Here is a 24,198-nt window from a genome sequence, read left to right as displayed (position 1 = left end):
TTACGCGGTGGCGGCTATCGCCTCCTGGCGGTTCGCCATGCGCTGCATCAGCCCCAGGGCCAGGCTCGCCAGCAACACCGGCAGGGCGATCCAGACGAAGAACCGGCCCAGCTCGCCCGCCTCGGCGAACAGCCAGCCCCCCAGCATCGAACCGATGATGGAGCCGGCCCGGCCGGCGGCCAGGGCCCAGGCGACGCCAGTGGCGCGCGAGGTCATTGGGTAGAGGGTGGCGGCCACCACGCTGAGGTTGTTCAACGCGCCGGTCAGGCTGAAGCCGGCCAGGAACACGATGCCCAGGGTGCCCCAGGCACTGCCCAACTGGGTGCTGACCAGCACCAGGGCGAGGCTGGCCACCAGGCACAGCCAGGGCAGGATGCGCAGGGCGCCGATGCGGTCCATCAGCAAGGCCATGGCAATGCCACCCAGCACGCCACCGAACGGCATCATCGCGCTGATGTGGGCGGCTTCGGTGGTCGCGTAGCCGCTGGCGCGCAGCACGGTCGGCAGCCAGTTGGTCAGCAGGTAGAAGACGAACAGGCAGCAGAAGAAGGTCAGCCACAGCAGCAGCGTGCGCGGCAATTGGCCGGCGCTGAACAGCGCCGCGATCGATGCGCGAACCGCCGGGGCATGGGATGGGGCGGCGGCCAGGGTGTCCAGGCGGCTGGCCCAGTCACCCCGGCCGGCAATGCGCTCCAGGACGCGTACCAGGGCTGCCCGGTGACGCGCCTGGCTGGCCATGAAGCACACCGACTCCGGCAGGCCGTAGAACAGCACCGGCCACAGCAGCAGGGGTGCCAGGCCGCCGACCACCAGCAGCCCCTGCCAGCCGATCAGCGGCAGCAGCCACCCCGCCAGCCCGCCGCCCAGCGCCAGCCCCAGGGTGAAACCCGAGTAGCTGAGGGTGACCAGCAGCATGCGCCGCCGGGCTGGCGAGTACTCCGAGCAGAGGGTGATGCAGTTGGGCAGCACCCCGCCCAGGCCGATGCCGGTGGCGAAGCGCAGCGCCGCCAACACCTCGATGGACGGTGCCAGGGCGCAGGCGAGGGTGCCGCTGGCGATGATCAGCACGCAGACCAACAACACCGTCTTGCGCCCGTGCCGGTCCGCCAGCGGCCCGAAGCAGAAGCTGCCCAGCAGCATGCCGAACAGGCCCGCACCGAAGGCCGGAGCCAGGGCGGTCCGCTCGATGCCCCAGTCGCGGATCAGCTCGGGGGCGATGTAGCCGATGGCAGCGGTGTCGAAGCCGTCCAGCAGGACGATGAGAAAGCAGAGGACCAGCACCCGCACCTGCAAGGCGGAGATCGGGCTGCGGTCGATGAGTTCGGTGAGGGCGTGTACGCGCGCGTTCATGGCGGATTCCTTGTTGGAGTTGTTCTTGGAAGGGATGGGCACGGGCGTTGCGGTTCATGGACGAGGACGTCCATCGGCTCAGTCGAGGTTGAAGAAGCGCCGTGCGTTGCCGGCGACGATGCGGGCCTTGTCGGCCTCGGTCAGGTGCGGGTGTTCCAGTACGCCGGCGCCGATGCGTTGCTCGCCCAGCGGGAAGGGCGCATCGGAGCCCAGCATCACCCGGTCGGCGCCCATGACGTCCACCAGCAGTTGCAGGGCGCGCGGGTCGAACACGGCGGAGTCGACGAAGAAGCGCTTCACGTAGCTGGAGGGCAGGTTGGGGCAGTCTTCGCGGACGATGTCGCGGTGGCGCCAGGCGTTGTCCACCCGGCCCAGCAGGAAGGCGAAGGCACCGCCGCCATGGGCGAAGCACAGCCGCAGGGTGTCGGGCAGCCGCTCGAAGGCGCCGGAGAGGATCAGCGAGAGAATCCCCAGCTGGGTTTCTGCCGGCATGGCCACCAGCCAGGGCAGCATCCAGCGCTTCATGCGCTCGCGCCCCATCATGTCCCAGGGGTGCACCAGCAGCGGGATGCCCTCGGTCGCGCAGTGATGGAGGAAGGTCACCAGGCCGTCCTGGTCCAGGTCCTGGTTGCCGACGTGGTTGCCGATCTGCACGCCCACGTGCCCGGCCGCCACGGCCCGGCTGGCCTCGCGGCAGGCGGCGTCGATGTCCTGCAGCGGGACCTGGGCCAGCACCTTGAGGCGGTTCGGTGCGTGGTCGGCCATTTCCAGGGCGCGGTCGTTCATCAATTGCGCCCAGGGAAGTGCACGTTCGAGGGGCTGGTCGTAGCCGAACATCACCGGGGTCGCGCACATGACCTGGATGTCCAGGCCCTGTTCGTCCAGGTGTTCCAGGCGGCGCACCGGGTCCCACAGCGCATCGTGCACGGGGCGGAACGGCGTGGTGCCGACCATGATTTGCCCGGTGCGGCCTTCGGCGCGCAGCCAGGGCGCGCGTTCGGGGCAGAGGCGGGCAGCCTCGTCCTGGCTGATCGGCGGGAAGAAGTGGGAGTGGATGTCGATCTTCATAGGCGGTGGAACTCGTTGAGGGTCTGGTGCCAGGTCTGCCAGTCGCGACCGGGGTGGATGTCGCCGCACTCGGGGCAACGGCGGGCCTGCTCGGAGGTGGCGTAGAACTGCTCGTAGACCGGTGGCAGGTCGTTGACGATGCTTTCCAGCTGCATCTCGTAGCGTTTGACGAGGGTGCCGCAGCGTGCGCAGGTCCATTGCAGGGCGTCGCGTAGGCCGGCTGGGCGCTGGCGCTCGATGACCAGGCACAGGCTGTCCGCCTCCGGGCGTTGCGGCGAGTGGATGACGTGGGGTGCCATCAGGTAGATGTCGCCCTCGCGCAGCTCCACCCGGTCGTAGCGCCCGCGGTCCCAGATGTTCAAGTAGGCGTTGCCCTTGAACTGGTAGAAGAACTCCTCCATCGGGTCGTCGTGGAAGTCCGTGCGCTGGTTGGGCCCACCGACCACGGTGACCATGAAGTCGCTGTCCTGCCAGACCTGCCGGTTGCCGACAGGGGGCCGCAACAGGTGCGCGTTTGCCTCGATCCAGCGGTTGAAGTTGAGCGGCGGGCTGAAGTGGTTCTTGTGCATTGTTCTGTCCTCAGCGGTGGCGGGGGGCGTAGGCGATGGCCTTGATCTCGATGCGCAGGTGCGGGTGGGGCAACTGGTGGACGGCCACGGTGGTGCGGGTGGGGCCGGACTCGTCGAAGTACTCGGCGTAGACCTCGTTGTAGCCACCGAAGTCGTTCATATCGACGAGGAAGCTACTGATCTCCACCAGGTCTTCCAGGCGCGCGCCTTCGCTGGCGAGGATGTCGCGGATGTTCTCGATCACGGCCCGGGTCTGGGTGCGGATGTCCAGTTGGGTGGTGCCCAGGGCGTCCACTTCGACACCGGCGAAGCTGTTGTCCGGGCGTCGCGAACTGGTGCCGGAGACGAACAGCAGGTCGCCGGCGCGCTTGATGTGGGGGAAGCGGCCCCGGGGCTTGGCCTTGCCGGGGACGACGGTGGAGCGGTTATCGACGGTCATGGTGGCTCCTTGTGAGGGCGGCGAAGGGTCAGGGACGGACCGTGAAGTGGCTTTCCCCCAGCCCGAGGATCTCGACGCTGACGTGGGTGCCGGGGTAAAGGGCTTCGGCGGCAGTGGCGGCGCCGGCCATTACCAGGCTGCCGGCCGGTAGCACGCATTCGGCCTCATGCAGCAGGCGGGAGGCGTGCGCCAGGCTGCGCAGGGGCTGGCCGAGGATGGCTGCGGTGGAGCCGACCTGGACCGCTCGGCCGTCCAGGCGCATGACCACGCCGGCATTGGCCAGCCCGGAGACATCGCGGGACCAGGGGCCGACGGTGAGGCCGGAGGAGGAGCAGTTGTCGGCCACCACGTCTTCCAGGGTGAAGGCGAAGGCCTGGTAGCGGGAGTCGATGATCTCCAGGGCCGGCGCCACGGCTTCGATCCAGTCGGCGGCCTCCAACAGGGTCAGCGGGCGGTCGATGTCGCGGCGGGTGAGGAAGCAGACTTCCGGCTCGACGCGGGGGTGGATGTAGCGCGACAGGTCCACCAGGCCGCCGTCTTCCTCCAGCATGGCGTCGGTGAGCCAGCCCCAGATCAGGCTGTCCACGCCCATCTGGATCATCTTGGCGCGGCTGGTGAAGCCCAGCTTGATGCCGATGCTGCGCTCGCCATCGTCGTAGCGGTGCTGCATCGAGGCGCGCTGGATGCGGTAGGCGTCGTCCAGCGAAAAGGGCGTGGTGGCGCTGAACTGCGGCAGGGCTTCGGCGCGGCGCGCAGCCTGGTCCAGGGCGGCGGCGATGGGGCGGATGTCGAGGCTCATGGGCGGTTCTCCGGTTGGCGGGCCAGCAGGTCGAGGGCAACGTCTACGATCATGTCTTCCTGGCCACCGACCATGCGCCGGCGGCCCAGCTCGACGAGGATGTCGAGGGTCTTCAGGCCGTATTTCTGCGCGGCGACTTCGGCATGACGGAGGAAGCTGGAATACACGCCGGCGTAGCCCAGGCCCAGGGTCTCCCGGTCCACCCGCACGGGTCGATCCTGCAGTGGCCGCACCAGGTCGTCGGCGGCGTCCATCAGGCGGTAGAGGTCGGTGCCGTGGTTCCAGCCCAGGCGTTCGGCTGCGGCGATGAACACCTCCAGCGGTGCATTGCCGGCCCCGGCGCCCATGCCAGCGAGGCTGGCGTCGATGCGGTCGCAGCCTTCCTCCACGGCGACGATGGAGTTGGCCACCCCCAGCGACAGGTTGTGGTGTGCGTGCATGCCGGTCTGTGTCTCGGGGGCGAGCACGGCCTTGAAGGCGCGCATGCGCTCGCGCACGTCGGTCATGCTCATCGCCCCGCCGGAGTCGGCCATGTAGATGCACTGGGCGCCATAGGACTCCATCAGCTTGGCCTGACGGGCCAGCGCTTCGGGTGGAGTCATGTGGCTCATCATCAGGAAACCGACGGTGTCCATGCCCAGGTGGCGGGCGTATTCGATGTGCTGGCGGGCCACGTCCGCCTCGGTGCAGTGGGTGGCGATGCGCACACTGCGGGCACCGGCGTCGTAGGCGGCCTTGAGGTCGTGCACGGTGCCGATGCCGGGCAGCAGCAGCACGGTCAGGCGCGCGTGCTCGATCACCTCCGCTGCCGCTTCGATCCACTCCAGGTCGCTTTGGGCGCCGAAACCGTAGTTGAAGGAGGAGCCTTGCAAGCCGTCGCCGTGGGTCACTTCGACGGCGTCCACGCGGGCTGCATCCAGGGCGCGGGCGATGGTTTGCACCTGTTCGATCGAGTACTGGTGGCGAATGGCGTGGCTGCCGTCGCGCAGGGTCACGTCGGAGATGTAGAGCTTTTTGCTCGGGTCGAATGTCATGGGGCGTCTCCTCAGCCGTGGTTCATCGCCTGGGCCATGCGCTCGGCGGTGGCCAGCGCGGCGGAGGTCATGATGTCGAGGTTGCCGGCGTAGCTCGGCAGGTAGTGGGCGGCCCCTTCCACCTCCAGAAAGATGGAGGTCTTGAGCCCGCTGAAGCGGCCATGGCCGGGGATGTTCAGGTCTTGCACCCGGTCGAACTGGACCTGCTGCTTGAGCCGATAGCCGGGCACGTAGGTCTGCACGGCGGCGGCCATTTCCGCCACGCTGGCGGCTACCTGCGCCGGGTCGGCGGCGTCGCTGAGCACGAACACGGTGTCGCGCATCATCAGTGGCGGTTCGGCCGGGTTCATGATGATGATCGCCTTGCCCTTGGCCGCCCCTCCGATGACTTCGATGGCCTTCGAGGTGGTTTCGGTGAACTCGTCGATATTGGCGCGGGTGCCGGGACCGGCGGACTTGCTGGCGATGGAGGCGATGATCTCGGCGTAGTGGACCTTGGCCACCCGCGACACGGCGGCGACCATGGGGATGGTGGCCTGGCCGCCGCAGGTGACCAGGTTGAGGTTGGGCGCTGCCAGGTGCTGCTCCAGGTTGACCACTGGCACGCAGTAGGGGCCGATGGCTGCCGGGGTCAGGTCGATGAGGCGGATGCCGGGCTTCACGCTGCGCAGGTAGGCATCGTTCTGCACATGGGCGGCGGCGCTGGTGGCGTCGAAGACGAAGTCGATCTCGCTAAAGATCGGCAGGCGGGTCAACCCCTCCACGCCCTCGTGGGTGGTGGCCACGCCCAGTCGTGCTGCGCGGGCCAGACCGTCGGAGGCCGGGTCGATACCGACCATGGCGCCCATTTCCAGATGCCGCGCGTTGCGCAGGATCTTGATCATCAGGTCGGTGCCGATGTTGCCGGAGCCGACGATGGCGACTTTGCGTTTCTTCTGCATGGACGATCCCCTCAGTCCTGGCGGGCGAAGGCGGCGCTGACGCTGCCCAGGCCCTGGATATGGGCGGTGAACACATCCCCCGGCCGGGCCGTGACCATGGGGCCCAGGGCGCCGGTGAGCAGGATGTCGCCGGCGCGCAGGGGCTCGCCCAGACGGGCCATGGTGTCGGCCAGCCAGACGGCGGCGTTGAGCGGGTTGTCCAGACAGGCGGCGCCGGCACCCACGGAGACCGGCTCGCCGCGCAGGGTCATGTTCATGCCGCAGCGCACCAGGTCGAGCTGCTCCAGCCTGACCGGCCGGGTGCCGAGCACGAACAGGCCGGAGGAGGCGTTGTCGGCAATGGTGTCCACCAGGCGGATGTCCCAGTTGGCAATGCGGCTGCCGACCACCTCGATGGCCGGTAGGGCGAACGCGGTGGCGCGGATCAGGTCTGCGACGGTGTGGCGCTCATAGGGCAGGTCGTGCTCCAGGACCAGGGCGATTTCCGCCTCGACCTTGGGTTGCCGGGTGTCGCTCCAGGCAATGGGTTGGCCGTCGCCGCGCGCGTGGTCGGCGAACAGCAGGCCGAAATCTGGCTGGTCCACCCCCAGTTGCTGCTGCACGGCGCGGGAGGTCAGACCGATCTTGCGGCCCACCGGGCGCAGGCCGGCGTCACGGGCTGCCTGGGTGTTGCAGCGCTGGATGGCATAGGCCAGGGCGACCGGGTCTTGCCCGGGGTTTTCGTCCAGGGCGCGGGCGATCAGGTCGCGCACTGGGGCGCAGGGTTGGCCGCTGTGCTCGGCCTGGCGCAGGCGTTCGGCGGCTTCGAGGAGTGCTGGATGCATGGGTTGCTCCTGCTCAGGGATTGACGCAGACGGTGGTGGCTTCGGAGTAGAAGTCCAGGGAATGGCGCCCGCCTTCCCGGCCGAGCCCCGAAAGGCGGGCGCCGCCGAAGGGCGTGCGCAGGTCGCGCAGGAACCAGGTGTTCACCCACACCATGCCCACGCGCAGGCGTCGGGACACCTGGTGGGCACGCTTCAGGTCACGGGTCCAGATGGCGGCGGCAAGACCGTAGTCGGAGTCGTTGACCCGGGCGATGACCTCGTCGTCGCGGTCGAAGGGAGCAACGTGGCAGACCGGCCCGAAGACTTCCTCGCGCATGCAGCGGGCGTCGTCCGCCAGCCCGGTCCAGATGGTCGGCCGCACATAGGCGCCCTGGTCGCGGGCGTCGCCGAAGTGGGGGATGTCGCCGCCGGTCACCACGGTGGCGCCTTCCTGGCGTGCCAGTTCGAAGTAGCTGAGCACCTTGTCGCGGTGTGCGTGGGAGATCAGCGAGCCCATCTTCACGTCGGGCTCGTCGGGGTAGCCGATCTTCAGGCCCTCGGCACCGGCCTTCAGCGCGGCGACGAAGCGCTCGAAGATCGGCCGCTCGACATAGACGCGCTCCGAGCACAGGCACACCTGCCCGCTGTTGGTGAAGCTGGAGCGCAGCACGCCAGCGACGGCGGCCTCGAAGTCGCAATCGGCGAAGACCACGGCCGCATTCTTGCCACCCAGTTCGAAGGAGACTTCGCGCACGCCCTCGGCGGCCGCCTTCATGATGGTGGCGCCGGTACGCGATTCGCCGGTGAAGGTGATGGCGTCCACGCCCGGTTGGCGGGTGAGGAATTCCCCAGCGGAGTTCGGCCCGAAGCCATGTACCAGGTTGAACACCCCCGCCGGCACGCCAGCGGCCTGCATCACTTCCGCCAGCAGTGTGGCTGTGGAGGGGGTGTCTTCCGATGGCTTGACCACCACCGCGTTGCCGCAGGCCAGCGCCGGCGCCACTTTCCAGGTGAGCAGCAGCATCGGCAGGTTCCACGGCGAGATGATCGCCACCACGCCATGGGGTTTGCGCAGGGTGTAGCTGAAGACGTCATCGCCATCGGCGGTGCGCATCTCGTAGTACTCGCCTCCGGTCTGGCGGATCAGCTCGGCGAAGGTGCGGAAGTTCTGCACGCCCCGTGCGATGTCCAGGGTCCGGGCCTGGTGCACCGGGCGACCGGTGTCGGCCACCTCTGCGGCGACGAAGGCGTCGAAGCGCCGTTCGATGCCTTCGGCGATGCGAAGCAGTACGTCAGCCCGCTGGCTGGCGCTGTAGTGTGCCCATGGACCTTCCAGGGCCGACCGGGCTGCCGCCACGGCGCGGTCGACCAGTTCGGCATCGGCTTCGCAGACTTGCCCGAGCAGGCGGCCGTCGATGGGGGACACCTTGTCGAAGGTCCGGGGCGTGGTGACGAATTCGCCGTTTACGTAATTGCGCAGCAGGGCAGGGGGATTGGACACAGCAGCCTCCGACTCCAAGGGTTTCGGAGGAGTCTAGGGAGGTGTCCTATAAGCGAATAATGAAGAAACAGCTCTCTGGTATTGGTTTATGGAATATTTGCGGGTTCTGCAGGGGCAGCGTGCTGCAGCGCGCCGGCTTCCTCCAGGCAGCGCTGGAACAGCTGCACGGCTGGGCCGAGGTCCCGGTTGCCGGCGCGGAAGTAGCCGATATCACCGAACTGCAGGCGACGGCCCAGGTCGAGGATGCCCAGCAGCCCGGCCTCGGTGAACTGCCGGGCAGCTTCCAGGGGCATGACGGCGACGGTCTGTTGGTCTTGCATGAGGCTGATGTTGGTGAGGATCGACAGTGACTCCACCAGGTTGCCCGGCAGGGGCAGCTCGGCTTCGTGGAACAAGCCATCCACGGTACGGCGCAGCAGTGAGTCCTGGGTCGGCAGGACCCACGGGCAACCCAGCAGTTGGCCGAGCTGTACCCTGGGCTGCCGGAGCAAGGGGTGGCGGGCGCCGGCGACGATGGCCAGCTCCTCACCGTAGAGCACGGTGACCTCCAGTTGGGATGCCTTGCGGTGGGCGCGCCAGTCATCCGGCACGCGCCCGACCACCAGGTCCACTTCACCCACCGTGAGGGCCGGGAACAATTGGTCCATCTGCCCCACGCGCAGGGAGACGAGCACCTTCGGCGCCCGCTGCTTGAGCAATTGCAGGGCCTGGGGCAGCAAGGAGCTGGATGCGGAAATCAGCGTGCCGACCACGACGTGGCCCGAGGTGCCCTCCTGGTAGGCATTGACCTCGTCCGTCAGGGCGCGCAGCTCGGCCAGCAGCGACTTGCCCCGACGGGCCACGCGCTCGCCCAGGGGCGTGGCGCTGACACCCCGGTTGCTGCGCACCAGCAGGGGGGCGCCGAAGTAGGACTCCAGCTCATGGATGATCTTGGTCACAGCGGGCTGGGTGAGGTTGAGCGCCTGCGCCGCACGCAAGAGGGAGCCACTCTGCAGGACCTGGTCGAACGCCACCAGTTGGTAGAACTTCAGCTTCCGGGCGACGGACATGTGGGTGAAATGCATGCGGCGACCTCCTCGTCGGCGTCTTTCTTGAGGTCGCGAGCTTCTCACGATTGTTCTCGCTCCGGGCAACCTGGGGCCCACATGCGCGGGATGGAGCATGGGAGAGACAGCGGCTGGGCACTGAACCGCTACCGGGCAGTTCTATAGGCGGGATAACGCAAAACGACCCGCCATGCCTGGACGCTCGATCGGCATGGCGAGTCAGAAGGGAGAGCGGGGGATCAGCGGAACGCGGGCACCACATGCTTGATGAACAGGTCCAGGGACTTCTTCTTCTCGGCGTGGGGCAGGCTGTTGTCACACCAGAAGCTGAACTCGTCCACGCCTAGCTCCTGGTAGTAGCGGATGCGCGCGATGATCTCGTCCGGGGTGCCGATCATGGTGTTCTTGCGGATGTTCTCCAGCTCGAATTCGGGGCGGTCTTTGAACTTCTCTTCCGGGCTGGGCGGCAGGATGCCGTTGACCGGGGTCTGCTTGTTGCCGAACCAGGCGTCGAAGGTGCGGTAGAAGCGCGAGATGGCGGCGGCGCCGAGCTTCCAGCCTTCCGGGTCGTCCACGCTGTGCACGTGGGTGTGGCGCAGCACCATCAGTTGCGGGCGCGGCACCTCCGGGTTGTTGGCTAGGGCGGCCTCGAACTTGTTCTTCAGGTCCACCACTTCCTCGTCACCCTTCATCAGCGGGGTGACCATCACGTTGCAGCCGTTCTTCACTGCGAAGTTGTGGGAGTCCGGATCACGGGCGGCGATCCACATCGGCGGGTAGGGCTGCTGGATCGGACGCGGGGAGGAGGTGGAGGTGGGGAACTTCCAGATCTCGCCGTCGTGGGCGTAGTCGCCCTGCCACAGGGCTTTAACAGCCGGGACCATTTCGCGCAGGTGCTGGCCGCCGTCGGTGGCCGGCATGCCGTTGGCGAGGCGGTCGAACTCGAACTGGTAGGCGCCACGGGCCAGGCCCACTTCCATGCGGCCGTTGCTGATTACGTCCAGCAGGGCGCATTCACCGGCCGCGCGGACCGGGTTCCAGAACGGCGCGATGATGGTGCCGGCGCCCAGGCGGATGGTGGTGGTGCGGGCCGCGAGGTAGGCCAGGGTCGGCATCGGGCTGGGGGAGATGGTGTACTCCATCGAGTGGTGCTCGCCGATCCAGACGGTGCTGAAGCCGCCGGCCTCGGCCATCAGCGTCAGTTCGGTCAGGTCTTCGAACAGCTGGCGGTGGCTGATGCTCTCGTCCCAACGCTCCATGTGTACGAAGAGGGAGAATTTCATTTCGCTTACCTCGGGCTTTTTGTTGTTGGCCGATGCGATGACCCGCCTGCAGCGGGCATTGCCGGGATGTTCAGGCCGCCGGATCCGCTCGGGATACCGCTGGTCGGCTGTTGCGATATTGGTATACCATAATATGGAATATCCGCAAATACAATCTGTCGGTCTCAAGGAATCCGAGCGAGATGAACATAAAACAAAAACTCACGATGGCCTTTGCCGCCATCGCCAGCGTGCCGGTCGTCCTCGTGGCGGTGCTGATCGTCCTCAACCTGCGCGGGGAGGCGCGCGAGGACTTCCTCGACAGCAGCGGCCGCGAAATCCGCCAGGTGGAGAACGCCATGAAGCTGTTCTTCGAGGGCATCAGCCAGAACGTCGACTACCTGGCCACCCACCCGCGCCTGCAGGCGGTGGATGGCAGCCTCAAGCAGTACATCGCCGCCAACGCAGCGGACCTGCCCACCGGCCCCCAGGACGAGCAGGTATTCGAGCTGTTCAACGGCCTGGCCAAGTCCCACCCGGCCTATGCCTACCTGTCCCTCGGCACCCAGCAGGGTGGCTACGTGTTCTGGCCCGGCGACCCCAAGCTCGCCAGCTACGACCCGCGCACCCGTCCCTGGTACCAGGCCGCCATGGCCCAGCCGGGCAGGACGCTGCGCACCTCCGCCTACTACTGGGCGGCGGACGACGTGGTGCTGGTGAGCACCGTGCGCAGCTTCGCCAACCAGTTGGGCAACCCGGGCGGCGTGGTGAACATCGACGTGTCGCTCAAGCAGCTGACCGACCTGGTCAAGCAGATCCGCCTGGGCGAGAGCGGCTACCTGATGCTGCTGGAAGGCAACGACAAGGTGCTGGTGGACCCCAACGCACCGGAGCACAACTTCAAGAACCTCAGCGACCTGGGCGAGGGCTATGCGCAACTGGCCAAGGCCGGCACCGGCCTGGAAGAGGTGGTGCTGGGCGGTGAGCGCTACATGGCCAACGTCTGGACGTCCGACGCGCTGGGCTGGCGCTTCATCGGGGTGATCCGCGAGGACGAGGTGATGGCCTCGGCCACCCGCCTGAGCTGGGTGATCGCGCTCATCGCCCTGGCCTGCGGCGGCCTGTTCGCGCTGGTCGGCGGCTTCTCCGCCGGGCTCATCGTCAAGCCGATCCGTGGCGTGGCCAGCGGCCTGGAAGGCATCGCCCAGGGCGAGGGCGACCTCACGGCGCGCCTGGACGTGCGCGGCCAGGACGAAACCGCGCAGCTGGCGGGGTGGTTCAACCAGTTCCTCGAAGCCATCCGCACCCTGATCCGCCGTATCGGCGATGCCGCCGGGGAGATCCACAGCACCTCCGGCCGCTCCACCGAGACCGCCCAGGACCTGGCCGAGGTCGCCAGCCGCCAGCGCGAGGCGGTGGACATGGTCTCCACGGCCTTCCACGAGATGGTCGCCACCTCCAACGAGGTGGCGCGCTCCTGCAGCCAGGCCGCCGACTCCGCCGACAGCGGCCAGCGCCAGGCCCACGACGGCCAGCGGCAGATCGACGAAGCGGTGACCAATGTCGACCGCCTGAGCCGCGAGATCGGCCAGTCCGCCGAGGCCATGCAGCAGCTGGAGCAGGACAGCAACGACATCCAGTCCATCCTCGGCACCATCAGCTCGATTGCCGAGCAGACCAACCTGCTGGCGCTCAACGCCGCCATCGAGGCGGCCCGTGCCGGCGAGCAGGGCCGGGGCTTTGCCGTGGTGGCCGACGAGGTGCGGGCCCTGGCCAAGCGCACCGCCGATTCCACCAGCGAGATCGACACGCTGCTGGGCAACCTGGCCCGCCGCACCCACCAGATGGGCAAGCAGATGCATGCCAGCCTGGAGGTCTCCCAGGAAACGGTGGTGTCGATCAACCAGGCACGGGCGAGCTTCGAGCTGATCCGCGAGTCGGTGGACGTGATCCGCGACATGAACACCCAGATCGCCACCGCCGCCGAAGAGCAGCACCAGGTGGCCGAGGACATCAACCGTCACATCAGCCAGATCCACGGCGATGCGCAACTGGTGGCCAACCTCGCCGAATCCACCCGCGGCGATGCCCACAACCTCACCGACCTCAGCAACGAGCTGAACCAGCTGGTGCGGCGCTTCCGTACCTGATCGGCTGCAGCGGCGAGCCTGCTAAAGGCTGCCTGAACGCCAGGCAAAAAAAGAGCGACGCTTGTGGCGTCGCTCTCGTGCCCTGGGGGCGGGTGGCGGGACGGGCCGCCGGCTGGGAAGGTGCCCGGCGCAAGGCCGGGAACCGGACGGCCCGGCTTCTTGTGGAAGCGCGGGCCGTTGGGCCGCGAGGCGGCCCGGGACGTCAGCCGATGGTCATCAGGCTGGCGTTGCCGCCGGCGGCGGCGGTGTTGACGCTGAGGGAGCGTTCGATCAGCAGGCGCTCCAGCGGTACGGCGGTTTCCCCACGGGACAGGCCCTGGACGCCGATGATCGCGCCCTTGCGGGCAGCGACCTGCTGGCAGATCTCGCGCAGCTGATCGGAATCACCGTGGTGCAGCACGGCGTCGAACGCCACGTCCTCGCTCTTCCAATCGGCGACCAATTGGATGCGCGACTGAACCGCCTTCGGCAGTTTGGCGCGCAGGGCCTTGGTCACTTCGCCGTCCTGCCAGACCACGCGGTTGCCCACCGACAGCGCGCCCGCCAGCTGGACCAGCAGGTCGGCTTCGTCGTCGGCCAGGCCCAGCACGTTCTCGCGGGGCAGCAGCAGGTAGGTGTTGCGCTCGCCGGTCGGGCCGGGGAGGGTGCGGCTCAGGCCGCTCTGGGACAGCTCGGCGAAGCGGTCGCAGAGGCTGGCCAGCTCGCCACGGCCTTCCTTCGCGGCCCATTCCTTGAGGGCGGCCAGCGGTTTGCCCTGGCGCTCTTCCTGGAGCGTGCGCAGACCGGCGTCGGCCTGTTGCTCGTCGAGGCGCTGGAAGGTGCGGGTGACCGCATCGTCCGGGCGGGTGGCGAGCAGGCGGTACATGTACAGCGGGCCGCCGGCTTTCGGGCCGGTGCCGGAGAGGCCTTCACCGCCGAAGGGCTGTACGCCGACCACGGCGCCGACCATGTTGCGGTTGACGTAGAGGTTGCCGGCGTGGGCCTTGTCCACCACCTTGGCGATGGTTTCGTCGATGCGGGTGTGCACGCCCAGGGTCAGGCCGTAGCCGGTGGCGTTGATCTGGTCCAGCAGCTGGTCCAGGTTCTCGCGCTTGTAGCGCAGCACGTGCAGCACCGGGCCGAACACTTCACGCTCCAGCTCGTCCAGGCCTTCCAGTTCGATCAGGGTCGGCATGACGAAGGTGCCGCGGCTCATCACGTCGCCTTCGGTGCGGGCGACCTGGTAGACGTGGCGGCCTTTCTTGCGCATGGCTTCGATGTGGCGGTCGATGCCGGCCTTGGCTTCGGCGTCGATCACCGGGCCGATGTCGACGATGATGTTGTCCGGGTTGCCCAGGCGGCATTCGGCCATGGCGCCCTTGAGCATCTCCAGTGCGCGGTCGGCCACGTCTTCCTGCAGGCACAGCACGCGCAGGGCGGAGCAGCGCTGGCCGGCGCTGTCGAAGGCGGAGGCGACCACGTCGTTGACCACCTGCTCCAGCAGGGCGGAGGAGTCGACGATCATGGCGTTCTGGCCGCCGGTCTCGGCGATCAGCGGGATCGGGCGACCCTGGGCGTCCAGGCGGCCGGCGACGTTGCGGGCGAGGATGCCGGCGACTTCGGTGGAGCCGGTGAACATCACGCCTTTGACGCGCTCGTCGTTCACCAGGGCGGCGCCCACGGTGTGGCCTTCACCCGGCAGCAGCTGCACGGCGCCTTCGGGGATGCCGGCCTGCAGCAGGATGCGCACGGCCTGGGCGGCCACCAGCGGGGTCTGCTCGGCGGGCTTGGCCAGCACGGTGTTGCCGGCAGCCAGCGCGGCGACCACCTGGCCGGTGAAGATCGCCAGGGGGAAGTTCCACGGGCTGATGCAGACCACCGGGCCCAGCGGGCGGTGGCTGTCGTTGGCGAAGTCGTGGCGGGCCTGGGCGGCGTAGTAGCGCAGGAAGTCCACGGCCTCGCGCACTTCGGCGATGGCGTTGGCAAAGGTCTTGCCGGCCTCGCGGCACAGCAGGCCCATCAGCGGCTGGATCTCGGCCTCCATCAGGTCGGCGGCGCGGTCCAGGGCGGCGGCGCGCTCCACCGGCGGGGTGGCCTGCCAGATGGGGGCGGCGGTCAGCGAGGCGAGCACCGCGTTGCCGACGTCTTCGAGGCTGGCGTTCTGCACGTGGCCGACGACGTCGCGGCGGTCGGCCGGGTTGAGCACCGGCAGGCTCTCGCCTTCGGAGACCGGGCAGCCCAGCATCGGGCGGGCGCGCCAGTCGGCATGGCCGCTGCCGAGCAGGGCGCTGGAGAGGGAGCCCAGGCGGTGCTCGTTGGCCAGGTCGATGCCACTGGAGTTCACCCGGCCGGCGCCGTACAGGTCACGGGGCAGGGGAATGCGCGGGTGCGGCTTGCCGAGGGTGCCTTCGGCAGCGGCCATGGCTTCGATGCTGGCGACCGGGTCTTCCACCAGTTGCTTGATGGAGATGGAGCTGTCGGCGATGCGGTTGACGAACGAGGTGTTGGCGCCGTTTTCCAGCAGGCGACGCACCAGGTAGGCCAGCAGCGTTTCGTGGGTGCCCACCGGGGCGTAGATGCGGCAGGGGCGGTTCAGCTTGCCGTCGGCGATCTTGCCCACCACCTGCTCGTACAGCGGTTCGCCCATGCCGTGCAGGCACTGGAACTCGTACTGGCCCGGGTAATAGTTCTGCCCGGCGATGTGGTAGATGGCCGAGAGGGTGTGGGCGTTGTGGGTGGCGAACTGCGGGTAGATGGCGTCCGGCACGGCCAGCAGCTTGCGCGCGCAGGCCACGTAGGACACGTCGGTGTAGACCTTGCGGGTGTAGACCGGGAAGCCTTCCAGGCCGTCGACCTGGGCGCGCTTGATCTCGCTGTCCCAGTAGGCGCCCTTGACTAGGCGGATCATCAGGCGGTGGCGGCTGCGGCGGGCCAGGTCGATGACGTAGTCGATCACGTACGGGCAGCGCTTCTGGTACGCCTGGATGACGAAACCGATGCCATTCCAGCCCTTCAGGCCCGGCTCGAAGCACATGCGCTCCAGCAAGTCGAGGGAGATTTCCAGGCGGTCGGCTTCCTCGGCGTCGATGTTCAGGCCGATGTCGTACTGCTTGGCCAGCAGGGTCAGGGCCAGCACGCGCGGGTACAGCTCGTCCATCACGCGCTCGTACTGGGCGCGGCTGTAGCGGGGGTGCAGGGCGGAGAGCTTGATGGAGATGCCCGGGCCTTCGTAGATGCCGCGACCGTGGGAGGCCTTGCCGATGGAGTGGATGGCCTGCTCGTAGGAGGCGTAGTAGCGCTGGGCGTCCTCTTCGGTCAGGGCGGCTTCGCCGAGCATGTCGTAGGAGTAGCGGAAGCCCTTGGATTCGAACTTGTTGGCGTTGGCCAGGGCCTCGGCGATGGTTTCGCCGGTGACGAACTGCTCGCCCATCAGGCGCATGGCCATGTCCACGCCCTTGCGGATCAGCGGTTCGCCGCTCTTGCCGATGATGCGGTTCAGCGAGCTGGAGAGGCCGGCCTCGTTGTGGGTGGACACCAGCTTGCCGGTGATCAGCAGGCCCCAGGAGGCGGCGTTGACGAACATCGACGGGCTTTGGCCCAGGTGCTGCTGCCAGTTGCCGTTGCTGATCTTGTCGCGGATCAGGGCGTCACGGGTGCCCTTGTCCGGGATGCGCAGCAGGGCTTCGGCCAGGCACATCAGCGCCACGCCTTCCTGGGAGGACAGGGAGAACTCCTGCAGCAGGCCCTGCACCAGGCCGGCACGGCCGCCGGCGCTCTTCTGGTTGCGCAGCTTCTCGGCGATGCCGTAGGCGAGCTTGTAGGTGGCTTCGGCCATCTCGGCGGGCAGGCGGGCCTGCTCCAGCAGCATGGGCACCACTTCTTCCTCGGGGCGGCGGTAGGCGGCGGTGATCGCGGCGCGCAGGACCGACTGCGGGAGGATGCTCTCGGCGAATTCGAGGAAGGGCTGGTAGACCGGGTCGAGGAGGGCCTCCACCGCTTCACTGTCGCCCTCGGCCAGGCGCGCGGCGATGCTTTGCAGCTCCGGCAGGGTGGTGCCGCTCTCGAGGGTCTCGAGGTAGCTGTAGATCGCTTGCTTGATCAGCCAGTGGGGCGTGCGGTCGATGCGGCGGGCGGCTTCCTTGAGACGCTCGCGGGTCGCCTCATCGAGTTTCACGCCAAGGGTAGTGGTGGTGGCCATTTCTTGTCCTCGTCAGCTGCCGTGGTCGGCACGGCGGATTGCGGCGCCAAGAGTAGCTGTGCCGAAGTCGGGGTGCAACCAGGTGCAACCTTGATATTTCGCTGTCTCCAGCAAGCCTGGGAAACCCCGCACCGCCTCGGTGCGCGCGGGGTTGCGCGATGCCTGGGGAGGTGCAACCGGTCGTCGGGAAAACGCGGCGAGGGGCGCGTTTCCATACTAGTCCGAGTTGGTTGCACCTGCCTGGGGTCGGCGCCGTTTCTGGCGCAGGGGCTCCAGCAGCGGCTTTAGGCCGTTGTGGTCGATCTCCTGCATCAGGGCCAGCAGGCGGCCGATCTCGCCCTTGGGGAAGCCCTCGCGGGCGAACCAGTTGAGGTAGTGGCCGGGCAGGTCGGCGATCAGGCGGCCCTTGTATTTGCCGTAGGGCATCTCGCGGGTCACCAGCAGCAGGAGGTCTTCGGGGTTCATCGGGCCGGGCGGGGTCGGGGAGGGGCGGCTAGGATAACCCCAGACCGGTCGCGCTGAGTTGAGGTCGGTCGCTCAAGCCGCTATTTTCTGAGCCGCCTCATCATTAGTCTGCTAAACATATCGGCCGCAGACTGCCCGGAACCCCGCATGAGCCCCAGTACCCCATCGCTGCGCCGCGAGGAGCCCTTGAAGGGCATCCTGCTGATCTGCGTGGCGATCTTCCTGTTCTCCAGCCACGACGCCATCTCCAAATACCTGTCGGCCTTCTACCCGATCATCATGGTGGTGTGGGTGCGCTACCTGGTGCACACGCTGCTGTTGGCCGGCTACCTGCTGCCGCAGCAGGGCTTGCGGGTGCTGCGGGCGAAGCGCCCCGGGCTGCAGGTGGCGCGGGCGTTGTGCCTGATCGGGGTGAGCCTGCTGTTCACCACCGGGCTGCGCTACATCCCCCTGGCGGAGGCGACCTCGGTGATCTTCCTGGCGCCGCTGCTGGTCACGGCGTTGTCGGTGCCGCTGTTGAAGGAGCGCGTCACCCGCGGGCAGTGGGTGGCGGTCCTGCTGGGGCTGGGTGGGGTGCTGCTGATCGTGCGGCCGGGGGGCGCGCTGTTCACCCCGGCGGTGCTCCTGCCGGTTTCGGCGGCGGTGTGCTTCGCCTTCTACCAGTTGCTGACGCGCATCCTCTCGCGCTACGACAGCCCGGCCACCACCAACTTCATCACCGGCCTCACCAACACCCTGATCATGAGCACCCTGGTGCCGTTCTTCTGGAGCCTGCCCACCACCACCGGCCACGGCCTGCTGATGCTGGCCCTGGGCGCCTGCGGCATGGGCGGGCACATGCTGCTGACCCAGGCGTTCCGGTATGCCTCGCCGGCCTTGCTGGCACCGTTCAGCTACGGGCAGATCGTCTTCGCCGGGCTGCTCGGCTACCTGCTCTTCGACCATGCGCCGGATGCCATCGGCGTGGTCGGCATCGCCATCATCGTCGGCAGCGGCCTGTTCACGGCGTACGCCCAGCGGCGCTGAGCTCGTCGGCGGTGCGTGCCAGGGAGCGGCAGGCCTGGGCGTTCTCCACGTAGTCCTTCAGCCAGCGCAGCACCTCCACCGGCTCCCAGCGGGTCGGGTCGAACAGCGCATACACCAGCCCTTGGTAGCCCACCACGTCCAGTGGCCGGTGGTAGCCCGCCCGCTGGAACAGCGCCTCGATCTCCGCCAGGCAGGTGTTGAAGTGCACCCGGGTGAAGGGCGTCTTGCCGTCGGTCACCAGCCCCTCCAGCAGCAGCTCGTCCACCGCCTCGCGTACTTCGGACACCGCCATACGGTTGACCGTGTACTTCAACTGCATCACGTCGACCATCCCTGTTCTCCTCATCAGTGCAGGCACCGCGCCCCGTGGCGGCTTCCAGCCGGCCGGCGTGGTGCAGGGTTGTCCGGACCGCCGGCAACGCGCAGCGGCAACGGGTGTTTCCGGGAACGGATCATCCCAGGGATTTGTGACAGCGGTTTTGGCAAGGGCATGGGGGCTGAAGGCATCATCGGACGATTCTCATTGAATACTGTATGAATATACATATACTCGTTGAACTCATCCCCTGGCAACAAAACTCCGATGAAGAACCGCTGTCAGTGAGTGCCTCTCCACGCTGTACGGGAATCCCCTGATCCATGATCCGTTTCGTCCTGCTGCTCTCCCTCCTGCTGGCCGGTACCGCCCAGGCCGCCGCGCCGCGCACCTTCCAGGAAGCCAAGAAAGCCGCCTGGAAGCTCTACGCTTCCCACCCTGTCGAGTTCTATTGCGGCTGCCGCTACAGCGGCAACAAGGTGGACCTCAAGAGCTGCGGCTACGTCCCGCGGACCAATGCCAAGCGCGCCAGCCGTATCGAGTGGGAGCACATCGTCCCGGCCTGGGTCATCGGCCACCAGCGCAAGTGCTGGCAGAACGGCGGCCGCGAGAATTGTGCCCGTCACGACGACGCCTACCGCCGGGCCGAAGCCGACCTGCACAACCTGGTGCCGAGCATCGGCGAGGTGAACGGCGACCGCAGCAACTACGGTTTCGGCTGGCTGCCCCAGGCGCCCAGCCAGTACGGCGCCTGCCCGATGGTGGTGGACTTCAAGGCACGCAAGGCCATGCCGCGCCAGCAGATCCGCGGGATGATCGCGCGCACCTACTTCTACATGAGCGAACGCTACGGCCTGCGCCTGTCCAAACAGGACCGCCAGCTCTACACCGCCTGGAACAAGCAGTACCCGGTGGAAGCCTGGGAGCGGAACCGCAACCAGCGCGTGGCCTGCGTGATGGGGCACGGCAACCACTTCGTGGGAGCAGTGAATTTGAAGGCGTGCAAGTGAGGGAAGCGGGCATGCTGCGAAAGAAGGTGTCGAACCTGATCTGCGCGATGTAGGGGCGACTTCAGTCGCCCAGGGCAACGGCGTTGCCCCGGTCTTGCGGAGGGCAGCCCTGTGGGCTGCTTGGCGACTGAAGTCGCCCCTACAGGTTGTGCCGCGTCCCAACTGTGATGCCTTCCGGCACATTGCATCGCGAATGAGTTCGCTCCCACGAGACGGCAGTGAGGCTCCCTTGTGGGAGCGGCTTCAGCCGCGAAATACCCTCCGCAGGCACCCGGTTGCGAATGGCCAGTTCATGGCGCCTGACTTCGCCTCTACCTGGCAGCCCGACGCTGTATGCCGCTTTTCCCGGTGATCTGTGCCTATCGGCCGCCCTGTGGCGCGACCTAGCATCGGCCATCAATGAGAGGGTGGCGTGATGGACGAGATTCCCGGTGGTATCGAGTTTTCCGGTTTGCAGGTGCGGCGGTTGGTGCCGGACGACCTGGAGCTGATCTGCAGGCACCGCGAGGCGATGTTCCTCGAAGCCGGAGGTGATCCGGCTGCGCTGCGGGTGATGACCGAGCACTTCCGCCCCTGGCTGCGGGTGCGCCTGGAGGACGGCCGCTATTACGGCTTCATGGTGATGGACGAGGGCAGCCCGGCGGCCGGCATCGGCCTGATGAGCATCGACTGGCCACCGCACCCGGCCCACCCGACCCAGGACCAGCGCGGCTACGTGCTCAACGTGTACGTCGAGCCGGCCTACCGGCGTCGGGGTCTGGCGACGGCGCTGATGAAGCTGGCGGAAGCCGAGTTCTCCCGGCGCGGTCTGGGCTTCGCCGTGCTGCACGCCACCGAGGTCGGCCGCCCGGTGTACCAGGCCCTCGGCTGGGCAGCCACCCGCGAGATGACCAAGACCCTCGGCTGAGGCACCTCCCCACCCTGTGGTTTCCGGCGCGGTCATCGCGCTGTCCTGCCATGCCCCCTCGTTGTCCGCCAATGCCCTCAGCGCCTGGAGGCGCCTGGCGTAACGTGGCGCGCTACCCACCACAACAAGCGCCGTGCCGCCTGGCACGGTAGAAGAGGGGAGTGCGATGCCGAAACCCGCGAACCTGCTGATTCCCGCCCTGCTGGCCCTGGCCGGGCTGCTCGGCGGCTGTGGCGAGGAGGCCAAGCCGGCCGCGCCGCAGAATGCCGCCACCCTGGCACCGGCCGACCCGGCCCTGGCCAAGGTCTACGACACCAGCTGCAAGCTGTGCCACGCCAACCCCGCCTCCGGGGCGCCGCAGAGCGGTGACGCCGCCGCCTGGGCGCCGCGTGTCGCCCAGGGCACCGACAGCCTGCTGGACCACAGCATCAATGGCTTCAAGGGCATGCCGCCGATGGGCATGTGCATGCAGTGCTCGGAAGAACAGTTCCTCGCGCTGATTTCCTTCATGTCCGGTCAGCACCTCGAATAAGGCGTCCTCCATGGCTATGAACCTCACCCGACGCCAGCTGCTGCAGCGGGCCGGCGTCGCCGGCGCCTTCACCGCGCTGGCCTGCACCCCGGCGCTGGCGGAACTGGCCCGTGCGCCCCGGTTGATCCCCTGGCGCAACTGGTCCGGCGGGCAGAGCTGCCTGCCCCTGGCACGCCTCGCCCCGCAGAGCCTGGACGAACTGGTCCAGGTCATCCGCCAGGCCGAAGGCAAGGTCCGCCCGGTGGGCTCGGCCCACTCCTTCAGCGCCCTGGTGCCCACCGACGGCACCCTGGTGTCGTTGGCCTACTTCAACGGTCTGCTCGCCCACGATCCGGCCACCCTGCAGGCGGAGTTCGCCGCCGGCACGCCGATGTCCCTCATGGGGCCGGCGCTGCAGGCGGTCGGGCAGGCGCTGCCGAACATGGCCGACATCGACTACCAGACCCTGGCCGGGGCGATCGCCACCTCGACCCATGGCACCGGCGTCGGCTTCGGCTCCTACTCCTCACAGGTCACCGGCCTGCAACTGGTGACCGCCAGCGGCGAGGTGCTGGATTGCGACGCCCAGCGCCACCCCGAGGTGTTCAACGCCGCGCGGGTGTCCCTGGGTGCCCTGGGCGTGGCGACGCGGGTGCGCCTGCAGAACCGCGAGGCCTATCGCCTGCGCGAGAAGCAGTGGATCGCCAGCACCGAGGAACTGCTGGAGGACGTGGGCAACCTCACCCGCGACAACCAGCACTGGGAGATGCTGGTGATCACTCATTCCGACTACGCGCTGTCCGTCGCCCTCAACGAGACCACCGACCCGGCCACGCCGCCGCTGGACCCGGAGGAGGAGGGCGGCAACGGCTTCGTGAAGATCATCGAGAACCTCGACAAGTACGGCAGCGACTTCCCCGCCGCACGCCGCGCGCTGCTCAACAGCCTGCGCCACATCGCCAGCTTCGACGACCGGGTCGGCGACTCCCACGAGATCTACGCCAACGTGCGCAACGTGCGCTTCAACGAGATGGAGTACTCGGTGCCCGCCGAGCATGGCCCGGCCTGCCTGCGGGAGATCCTCGCGCTGATCCGCGACAAGGACCTGCGCACCTGGTTCCCCATCGAGTATCGCTACGTGAAGGCCGACGACATCCCCCTGAGCATGTTCGAGGGCCGCGACAGCTGCTCCATCTCCGTGCACCAGCACTACAGCATGGACCACCACAACTTCTTCGCCGCCGTCGAACCGATCTTCTGGAAGTACGCCGGCCGGCCGCACTGGGGCAAGCTGCACACGCTCAACGCACGTACCCTGCAGGCGATCTACCCGCGCTGGAAGGAGTTCACCGAGGTGCGCCAGGCGCTGGACCCGAGCGGCAAGTTCCTCAATGCGCACCTGTCCTCGATCCTCGGCGTGGCCGGATAACAAGGAGAAGCCATGAACCGTCGCAACTTCCTCGTCGGCACGGCCGGTGCCGGCGTACTGCTCGCCGGTGTCGGCGCCTGGCTGCGGCCGGCCGACAAGGGCGCCCCGTACAGCGATTACTTCGCTCGGCTGAACCGCGAGCTGAAGGCCCAGGGGCCGATGCACCCGGTGATGCTGATCGACCTCGACCGGCTGGACCACAACATCGACGTGGTGATGCAGTCGGTGCGCCGTGCCGGCAAGTCGCTTCGCCTGGTGGAGAAGTCCCTGCCTTCGCCGCAACTGCTGGACTACATCGCCAAGCGTGCCGGCACCCAGCGGCTGATGTCGTTCCACCAGCCCTTCCTCAACCACGACGCCGAGCGCTTCCCCGACTCGGACATCCTGCTCGGCAAGCCCCTGCCGGTGCGTGCGGCGCAGCTGTTCTACGAGGCCCATCGCGGTCCGTTCGACCCGGCACGGCAGCTGCAGTGGCTGCTCGACACCCCCGAGCGACTGGCGCAGTACCTGGCGCTGGCCAAGGCCCTGAACATCCGCATGCGCATCAACATCGAACTGGACGTGGGGCTGCACCGGGGCGGCGTGCAGGACACGGCCGGCCTCGGGCGGATGCTCGAGCTGATCGGCGCCAACCCGCAGCACCTGGAGTTCGCCGGCTTCATGGGCTACGACCCCTTCGTCGGCATGGGCGTGCCCGGCATCCTCGGCTCGCCCGAGGCCCTCTTCGCCAAGGTGATGACGCTGTACGACGGCTTCGTCGACTACGCCCGCACCCGGCACCCCACACTGTGGCGCCCGGACCTGACCCTGAACACCGCCGGCAGCCCCAGCTACCGCATGCACGAGCGCGAGCGCACCAGCAGCGAGGTCTCGGTGGGCTCGGCACTGCTCAAGCCCACCCACTACGACCTGCCCTCCCTGGAGGAGCACCAGCCGGCGGCCTACATCGCCACCCCGGTGCTCAAGAGCACCGGCGCGGTGCGCATTCCGGCGCTGGACGGCAAGTCGGCGCTGTTCTCCTGGTGGGACCCGAACCAGCGCGAGACCTTCTTCATCTACGGCGGCAACTGGATGGCCGAGCCGGAGTCGCCCAAGGGCCTGCAGTTCAACGGCCTCTACGGGCGCAGCTCCAACCAGGAGATGATCAACGGCTCCCACGCCGTCGGCCTGTCCGTGGATGACCAGGTGTTCCTGCGGCCGACCCAGTCCGAATCCATCCTCCTGCAGTTCGGCGACCTGCTGGCGGTGCGTGACGGGCGCATCGTCGAGCAGTGGCCGGTGTACAGCTGAGCGCGGGTCAGCCACCCCTGGGTGAAGCGCTTTGCGAGCAGCGCTCGCTCCTGCGGTCGGTACCACCTTGCCGAGAGAGCCCCAGGCCATTGCCTGGGGTTCTGC

Annotated in this window: 21 protein-coding genes; 7 read left to right on the top strand and 14 right to left on the bottom strand. The window is 67.9% G+C overall.

Going from position 1 to position 24,198, the window contains the following annotated elements:
* From SZ55_RS23870 to SZ55_RS23820, 11 genes are all read right to left on the bottom strand, one after another.
* Positions 1–1,350, bottom strand: a complete 1,350-nt coding sequence (locus tag SZ55_RS23870) for an MFS transporter (RefSeq protein WP_044412741.1) — start codon at positions 1,348–1,350, stop codon at positions 1–3.
* A 78-nt stretch (positions 1,351–1,428) separates the two neighbouring features.
* A complete protein-coding gene (locus SZ55_RS23865; RefSeq protein WP_044412736.1) occupies positions 1,429–2,418 on the bottom strand; it encodes an amidohydrolase family protein in 990 nt (329 codons plus the stop codon).
* On the bottom strand, positions 2,415–2,987 hold the full coding sequence (locus tag SZ55_RS23860; RefSeq protein ID WP_044412731.1) for a 3-hydroxyanthranilate 3,4-dioxygenase: 573 nt from the start codon (positions 2,985–2,987) through the stop codon (positions 2,415–2,417). The genes SZ55_RS23865 and SZ55_RS23860 overlap by 4 nt, the downstream gene beginning before the upstream one ends.
* Positions 2,988–2,997: 10 nt before the next feature.
* Positions 2,998–3,426, bottom strand: coding sequence for a RidA family protein (locus SZ55_RS23855; protein WP_044412729.1), 429 nt, complete (start codon positions 3,424–3,426; stop codon positions 2,998–3,000).
* 28 nt (positions 3,427–3,454) lie between these two features.
* Positions 3,455–4,225 (bottom strand): 2-keto-4-pentenoate hydratase, encoded by a 771-nt coding sequence (locus SZ55_RS23850; RefSeq protein WP_044412726.1) that lies wholly within the window; start codon positions 4,223–4,225, stop codon positions 3,455–3,457.
* Entirely contained in the window at positions 4,222–5,259 is a 1,038-nt protein-coding gene (dmpG, locus tag SZ55_RS23845; protein WP_044412723.1) for a 4-hydroxy-2-oxovalerate aldolase, read from the bottom strand. The genes SZ55_RS23850 and dmpG overlap by 4 nt, the downstream gene beginning before the upstream one ends.
* Positions 5,260–5,270: 11 nt before the next feature.
* Positions 5,271–6,200 carry an acetaldehyde dehydrogenase (acetylating) gene (locus tag SZ55_RS23840; protein ID WP_044412720.1) on the bottom strand — a complete coding sequence of 310 codons (930 nt, stop codon included), beginning with the start codon at positions 6,198–6,200 and terminating at the stop codon, positions 5,271–5,273.
* Positions 6,201–6,211: 11 nt separating this feature from the next.
* Positions 6,212–7,024, bottom strand: a complete 813-nt coding sequence (locus SZ55_RS23835; RefSeq protein ID WP_044412718.1) for a fumarylacetoacetate hydrolase family protein — start codon at positions 7,022–7,024, stop codon at positions 6,212–6,214.
* Positions 7,025–7,037: 13 nt separating this feature from the next.
* Complete coding sequence (locus tag SZ55_RS23830) at positions 7,038–8,504, bottom strand: 2-hydroxymuconic semialdehyde dehydrogenase (protein ID WP_044412713.1); 1,467 nt, start codon at positions 8,502–8,504, stop codon at positions 7,038–7,040.
* A gap of 86 nt (positions 8,505–8,590) precedes the next feature.
* The gene (locus SZ55_RS23825) at positions 8,591–9,568 is read right to left on the bottom strand and encodes a LysR substrate-binding domain-containing protein (RefSeq protein ID WP_044412711.1); all 978 of its coding nucleotides are present in this window, start codon (positions 9,566–9,568) and stop codon (positions 8,591–8,593) included.
* A gap of 221 nt (positions 9,569–9,789) precedes the next feature.
* Complete coding sequence (locus tag SZ55_RS23820) at positions 9,790–10,833, bottom strand: LLM class flavin-dependent oxidoreductase (protein WP_044412709.1); 1,044 nt, start codon at positions 10,831–10,833, stop codon at positions 9,790–9,792.
* Between the two features lie 182 nt (positions 10,834–11,015).
* Between SZ55_RS23820 and SZ55_RS23815 the strand changes: the two genes are divergently transcribed.
* Positions 11,016–12,962, top strand: coding sequence for a methyl-accepting chemotaxis protein (locus tag SZ55_RS23815; protein WP_044412705.1), 1,947 nt, complete (start codon positions 11,016–11,018; stop codon positions 12,960–12,962).
* A 202-nt stretch (positions 12,963–13,164) separates the two neighbouring features.
* Here SZ55_RS23815 and putA read toward each other — a convergent pair whose 3' ends face one another.
* Positions 13,165–17,139 (bottom strand): trifunctional transcriptional regulator/proline dehydrogenase/L-glutamate gamma-semialdehyde dehydrogenase, encoded by a 3,975-nt coding sequence (gene putA / locus SZ55_RS23810; RefSeq protein WP_044412702.1) that lies wholly within the window; start codon positions 17,137–17,139, stop codon positions 13,165–13,167.
* A gap of 216 nt (positions 17,140–17,355) precedes the next feature.
* The gene (locus SZ55_RS23805; protein ID WP_044412700.1) at positions 17,356–17,604 is read right to left on the bottom strand and encodes a DUF3820 family protein; all 249 of its coding nucleotides are present in this window, start codon (positions 17,602–17,604) and stop codon (positions 17,356–17,358) included.
* Positions 17,605–17,751: 147 nt separating this feature from the next.
* Here SZ55_RS23805 and SZ55_RS23800 point away from each other — a divergent pair, with 147 nt between their 5' ends.
* The gene (locus tag SZ55_RS23800; RefSeq protein ID WP_044412698.1) at positions 17,752–18,630 is read left to right on the top strand and encodes a DMT family transporter; all 879 of its coding nucleotides are present in this window, start codon (positions 17,752–17,754) and stop codon (positions 18,628–18,630) included.
* Here SZ55_RS23800 and SZ55_RS23795 read toward each other — a convergent pair.
* Positions 18,605–18,961, bottom strand: a complete 357-nt coding sequence (locus SZ55_RS23795; protein ID WP_044412697.1) for a hypothetical protein — start codon at positions 18,959–18,961, stop codon at positions 18,605–18,607. The genes SZ55_RS23800 and SZ55_RS23795 overlap by 26 nt on opposite strands.
* A gap of 308 nt (positions 18,962–19,269) precedes the next feature.
* Here SZ55_RS23795 and SZ55_RS23790 point away from each other — a divergent pair, with 308 nt between their 5' ends.
* The 5 genes from SZ55_RS23790 to SZ55_RS23770 all read left to right on the top strand — a co-directional run bounded on the left by SZ55_RS23790 (position 19,270) and on the right by SZ55_RS23770 (position 24,093).
* Complete coding sequence (locus tag SZ55_RS23790; protein WP_044412690.1) at positions 19,270–19,956, top strand: endonuclease; 687 nt, start codon at positions 19,270–19,272, stop codon at positions 19,954–19,956.
* Between the two features lie 415 nt (positions 19,957–20,371).
* Positions 20,372–20,863, top strand: coding sequence for a GNAT family N-acetyltransferase (locus tag SZ55_RS23785; RefSeq protein ID WP_044412688.1), 492 nt, complete (start codon positions 20,372–20,374; stop codon positions 20,861–20,863).
* Between the two features lie 166 nt (positions 20,864–21,029).
* Positions 21,030–21,395, top strand: a complete 366-nt coding sequence (locus SZ55_RS23780; RefSeq protein ID WP_044412685.1) for a c-type cytochrome — start codon at positions 21,030–21,032, stop codon at positions 21,393–21,395.
* Positions 21,396–21,471: 76 nt separating this feature from the next.
* Complete coding sequence (locus tag SZ55_RS23775; RefSeq protein ID WP_162484945.1) at positions 21,472–22,803, top strand: D-arabinono-1,4-lactone oxidase; 1,332 nt, start codon at positions 21,472–21,474, stop codon at positions 22,801–22,803.
* Positions 22,804–22,884: 81 nt separating this feature from the next.
* Entirely contained in the window at positions 22,885–24,093 is a 1,209-nt protein-coding gene (locus SZ55_RS23770; protein WP_162484944.1) for a DSD1 family PLP-dependent enzyme, read from the top strand.
* The last annotated feature ends 105 nt before the right edge of the window (positions 24,094–24,198 follow it).

The sequence above is a fragment of the Pseudomonas sp. FeS53a genome, assembly GCF_000931385.1.
In the GTDB taxonomy this organism is placed as follows: domain Bacteria; phylum Pseudomonadota; class Gammaproteobacteria; order Pseudomonadales; family Pseudomonadaceae; genus Metapseudomonas; species Metapseudomonas otitidis.
Note: the sequence above shows the minus strand (reverse complement) of the source record. Positions and strands in the feature narration are given on the sequence as shown.

What these genes read in the sequence shown, in the direction of transcription:
- putA (WP_044412702.1), bottom strand. Translation starts at nt 17,139, where the DNA reads ATGGCCACCACCACTACCCTTGGCGTGAAACTCGATGAGGCGACCCGC.
- SZ55_RS23780 (WP_044412685.1), top strand. Translation starts at nt 21,030, where the DNA reads ATGCCGAAACCCGCGAACCTGCTGATTCCCGCCCTGCTGGCCCTGGCC.
- SZ55_RS23850 (WP_044412726.1), bottom strand. Translation starts at nt 4,225, where the DNA reads ATGAGCCTCGACATCCGCCCCATCGCCGCCGCCCTGGACCAGGCTGCG.
- SZ55_RS23860 (WP_044412731.1), bottom strand. Translation starts at nt 2,987, where the DNA reads ATGCACAAGAACCACTTCAGCCCGCCGCTCAACTTCAACCGCTGGATC.
- SZ55_RS23820 (WP_044412709.1), bottom strand. Translation starts at nt 10,833, where the DNA reads ATGAAATTCTCCCTCTTCGTACACATGGAGCGTTGGGACGAGAGCATC.
- SZ55_RS23855 (WP_044412729.1), bottom strand. Translation starts at nt 3,426, where the DNA reads ATGACCGTCGATAACCGCTCCACCGTCGTCCCCGGCAAGGCCAAGCCC.
- SZ55_RS23865 (WP_044412736.1), bottom strand. Translation starts at nt 2,418, where the DNA reads ATGAAGATCGACATCCACTCCCACTTCTTCCCGCCGATCAGCCAGGAC.
- SZ55_RS23835 (WP_044412718.1), bottom strand. Translation starts at nt 7,024, where the DNA reads ATGCATCCAGCACTCCTCGAAGCCGCCGAACGCCTGCGCCAGGCCGAG.
- SZ55_RS23795 (WP_044412697.1), bottom strand. Translation starts at nt 18,961, where the DNA reads ATGGTCGACGTGATGCAGTTGAAGTACACGGTCAACCGTATGGCGGTG.
- SZ55_RS23800 (WP_044412698.1), top strand. Translation starts at nt 17,752, where the DNA reads ATGAGCCCCAGTACCCCATCGCTGCGCCGCGAGGAGCCCTTGAAGGGC.
- SZ55_RS23785 (WP_044412688.1), top strand. Translation starts at nt 20,372, where the DNA reads ATGGACGAGATTCCCGGTGGTATCGAGTTTTCCGGTTTGCAGGTGCGG.
- SZ55_RS23790 (WP_044412690.1), top strand. Translation starts at nt 19,270, where the DNA reads ATGATCCGTTTCGTCCTGCTGCTCTCCCTCCTGCTGGCCGGTACCGCC.
- SZ55_RS23825 (WP_044412711.1), bottom strand. Translation starts at nt 9,568, where the DNA reads ATGCATTTCACCCACATGTCCGTCGCCCGGAAGCTGAAGTTCTACCAA.
- dmpG (WP_044412723.1), bottom strand. Translation starts at nt 5,259, where the DNA reads ATGACATTCGACCCGAGCAAAAAGCTCTACATCTCCGACGTGACCCTG.
- SZ55_RS23805 (WP_044412700.1), bottom strand. Translation starts at nt 17,604, where the DNA reads ATGAACCCCGAAGACCTCCTGCTGCTGGTGACCCGCGAGATGCCCTAC.
- SZ55_RS23870 (WP_044412741.1), bottom strand. Translation starts at nt 1,350, where the DNA reads ATGAACGCGCGCGTACACGCCCTCACCGAACTCATCGACCGCAGCCCG.
- SZ55_RS23815 (WP_044412705.1), top strand. Translation starts at nt 11,016, where the DNA reads ATGAACATAAAACAAAAACTCACGATGGCCTTTGCCGCCATCGCCAGC.
- SZ55_RS23840 (WP_044412720.1), bottom strand. Translation starts at nt 6,200, where the DNA reads ATGCAGAAGAAACGCAAAGTCGCCATCGTCGGCTCCGGCAACATCGGC.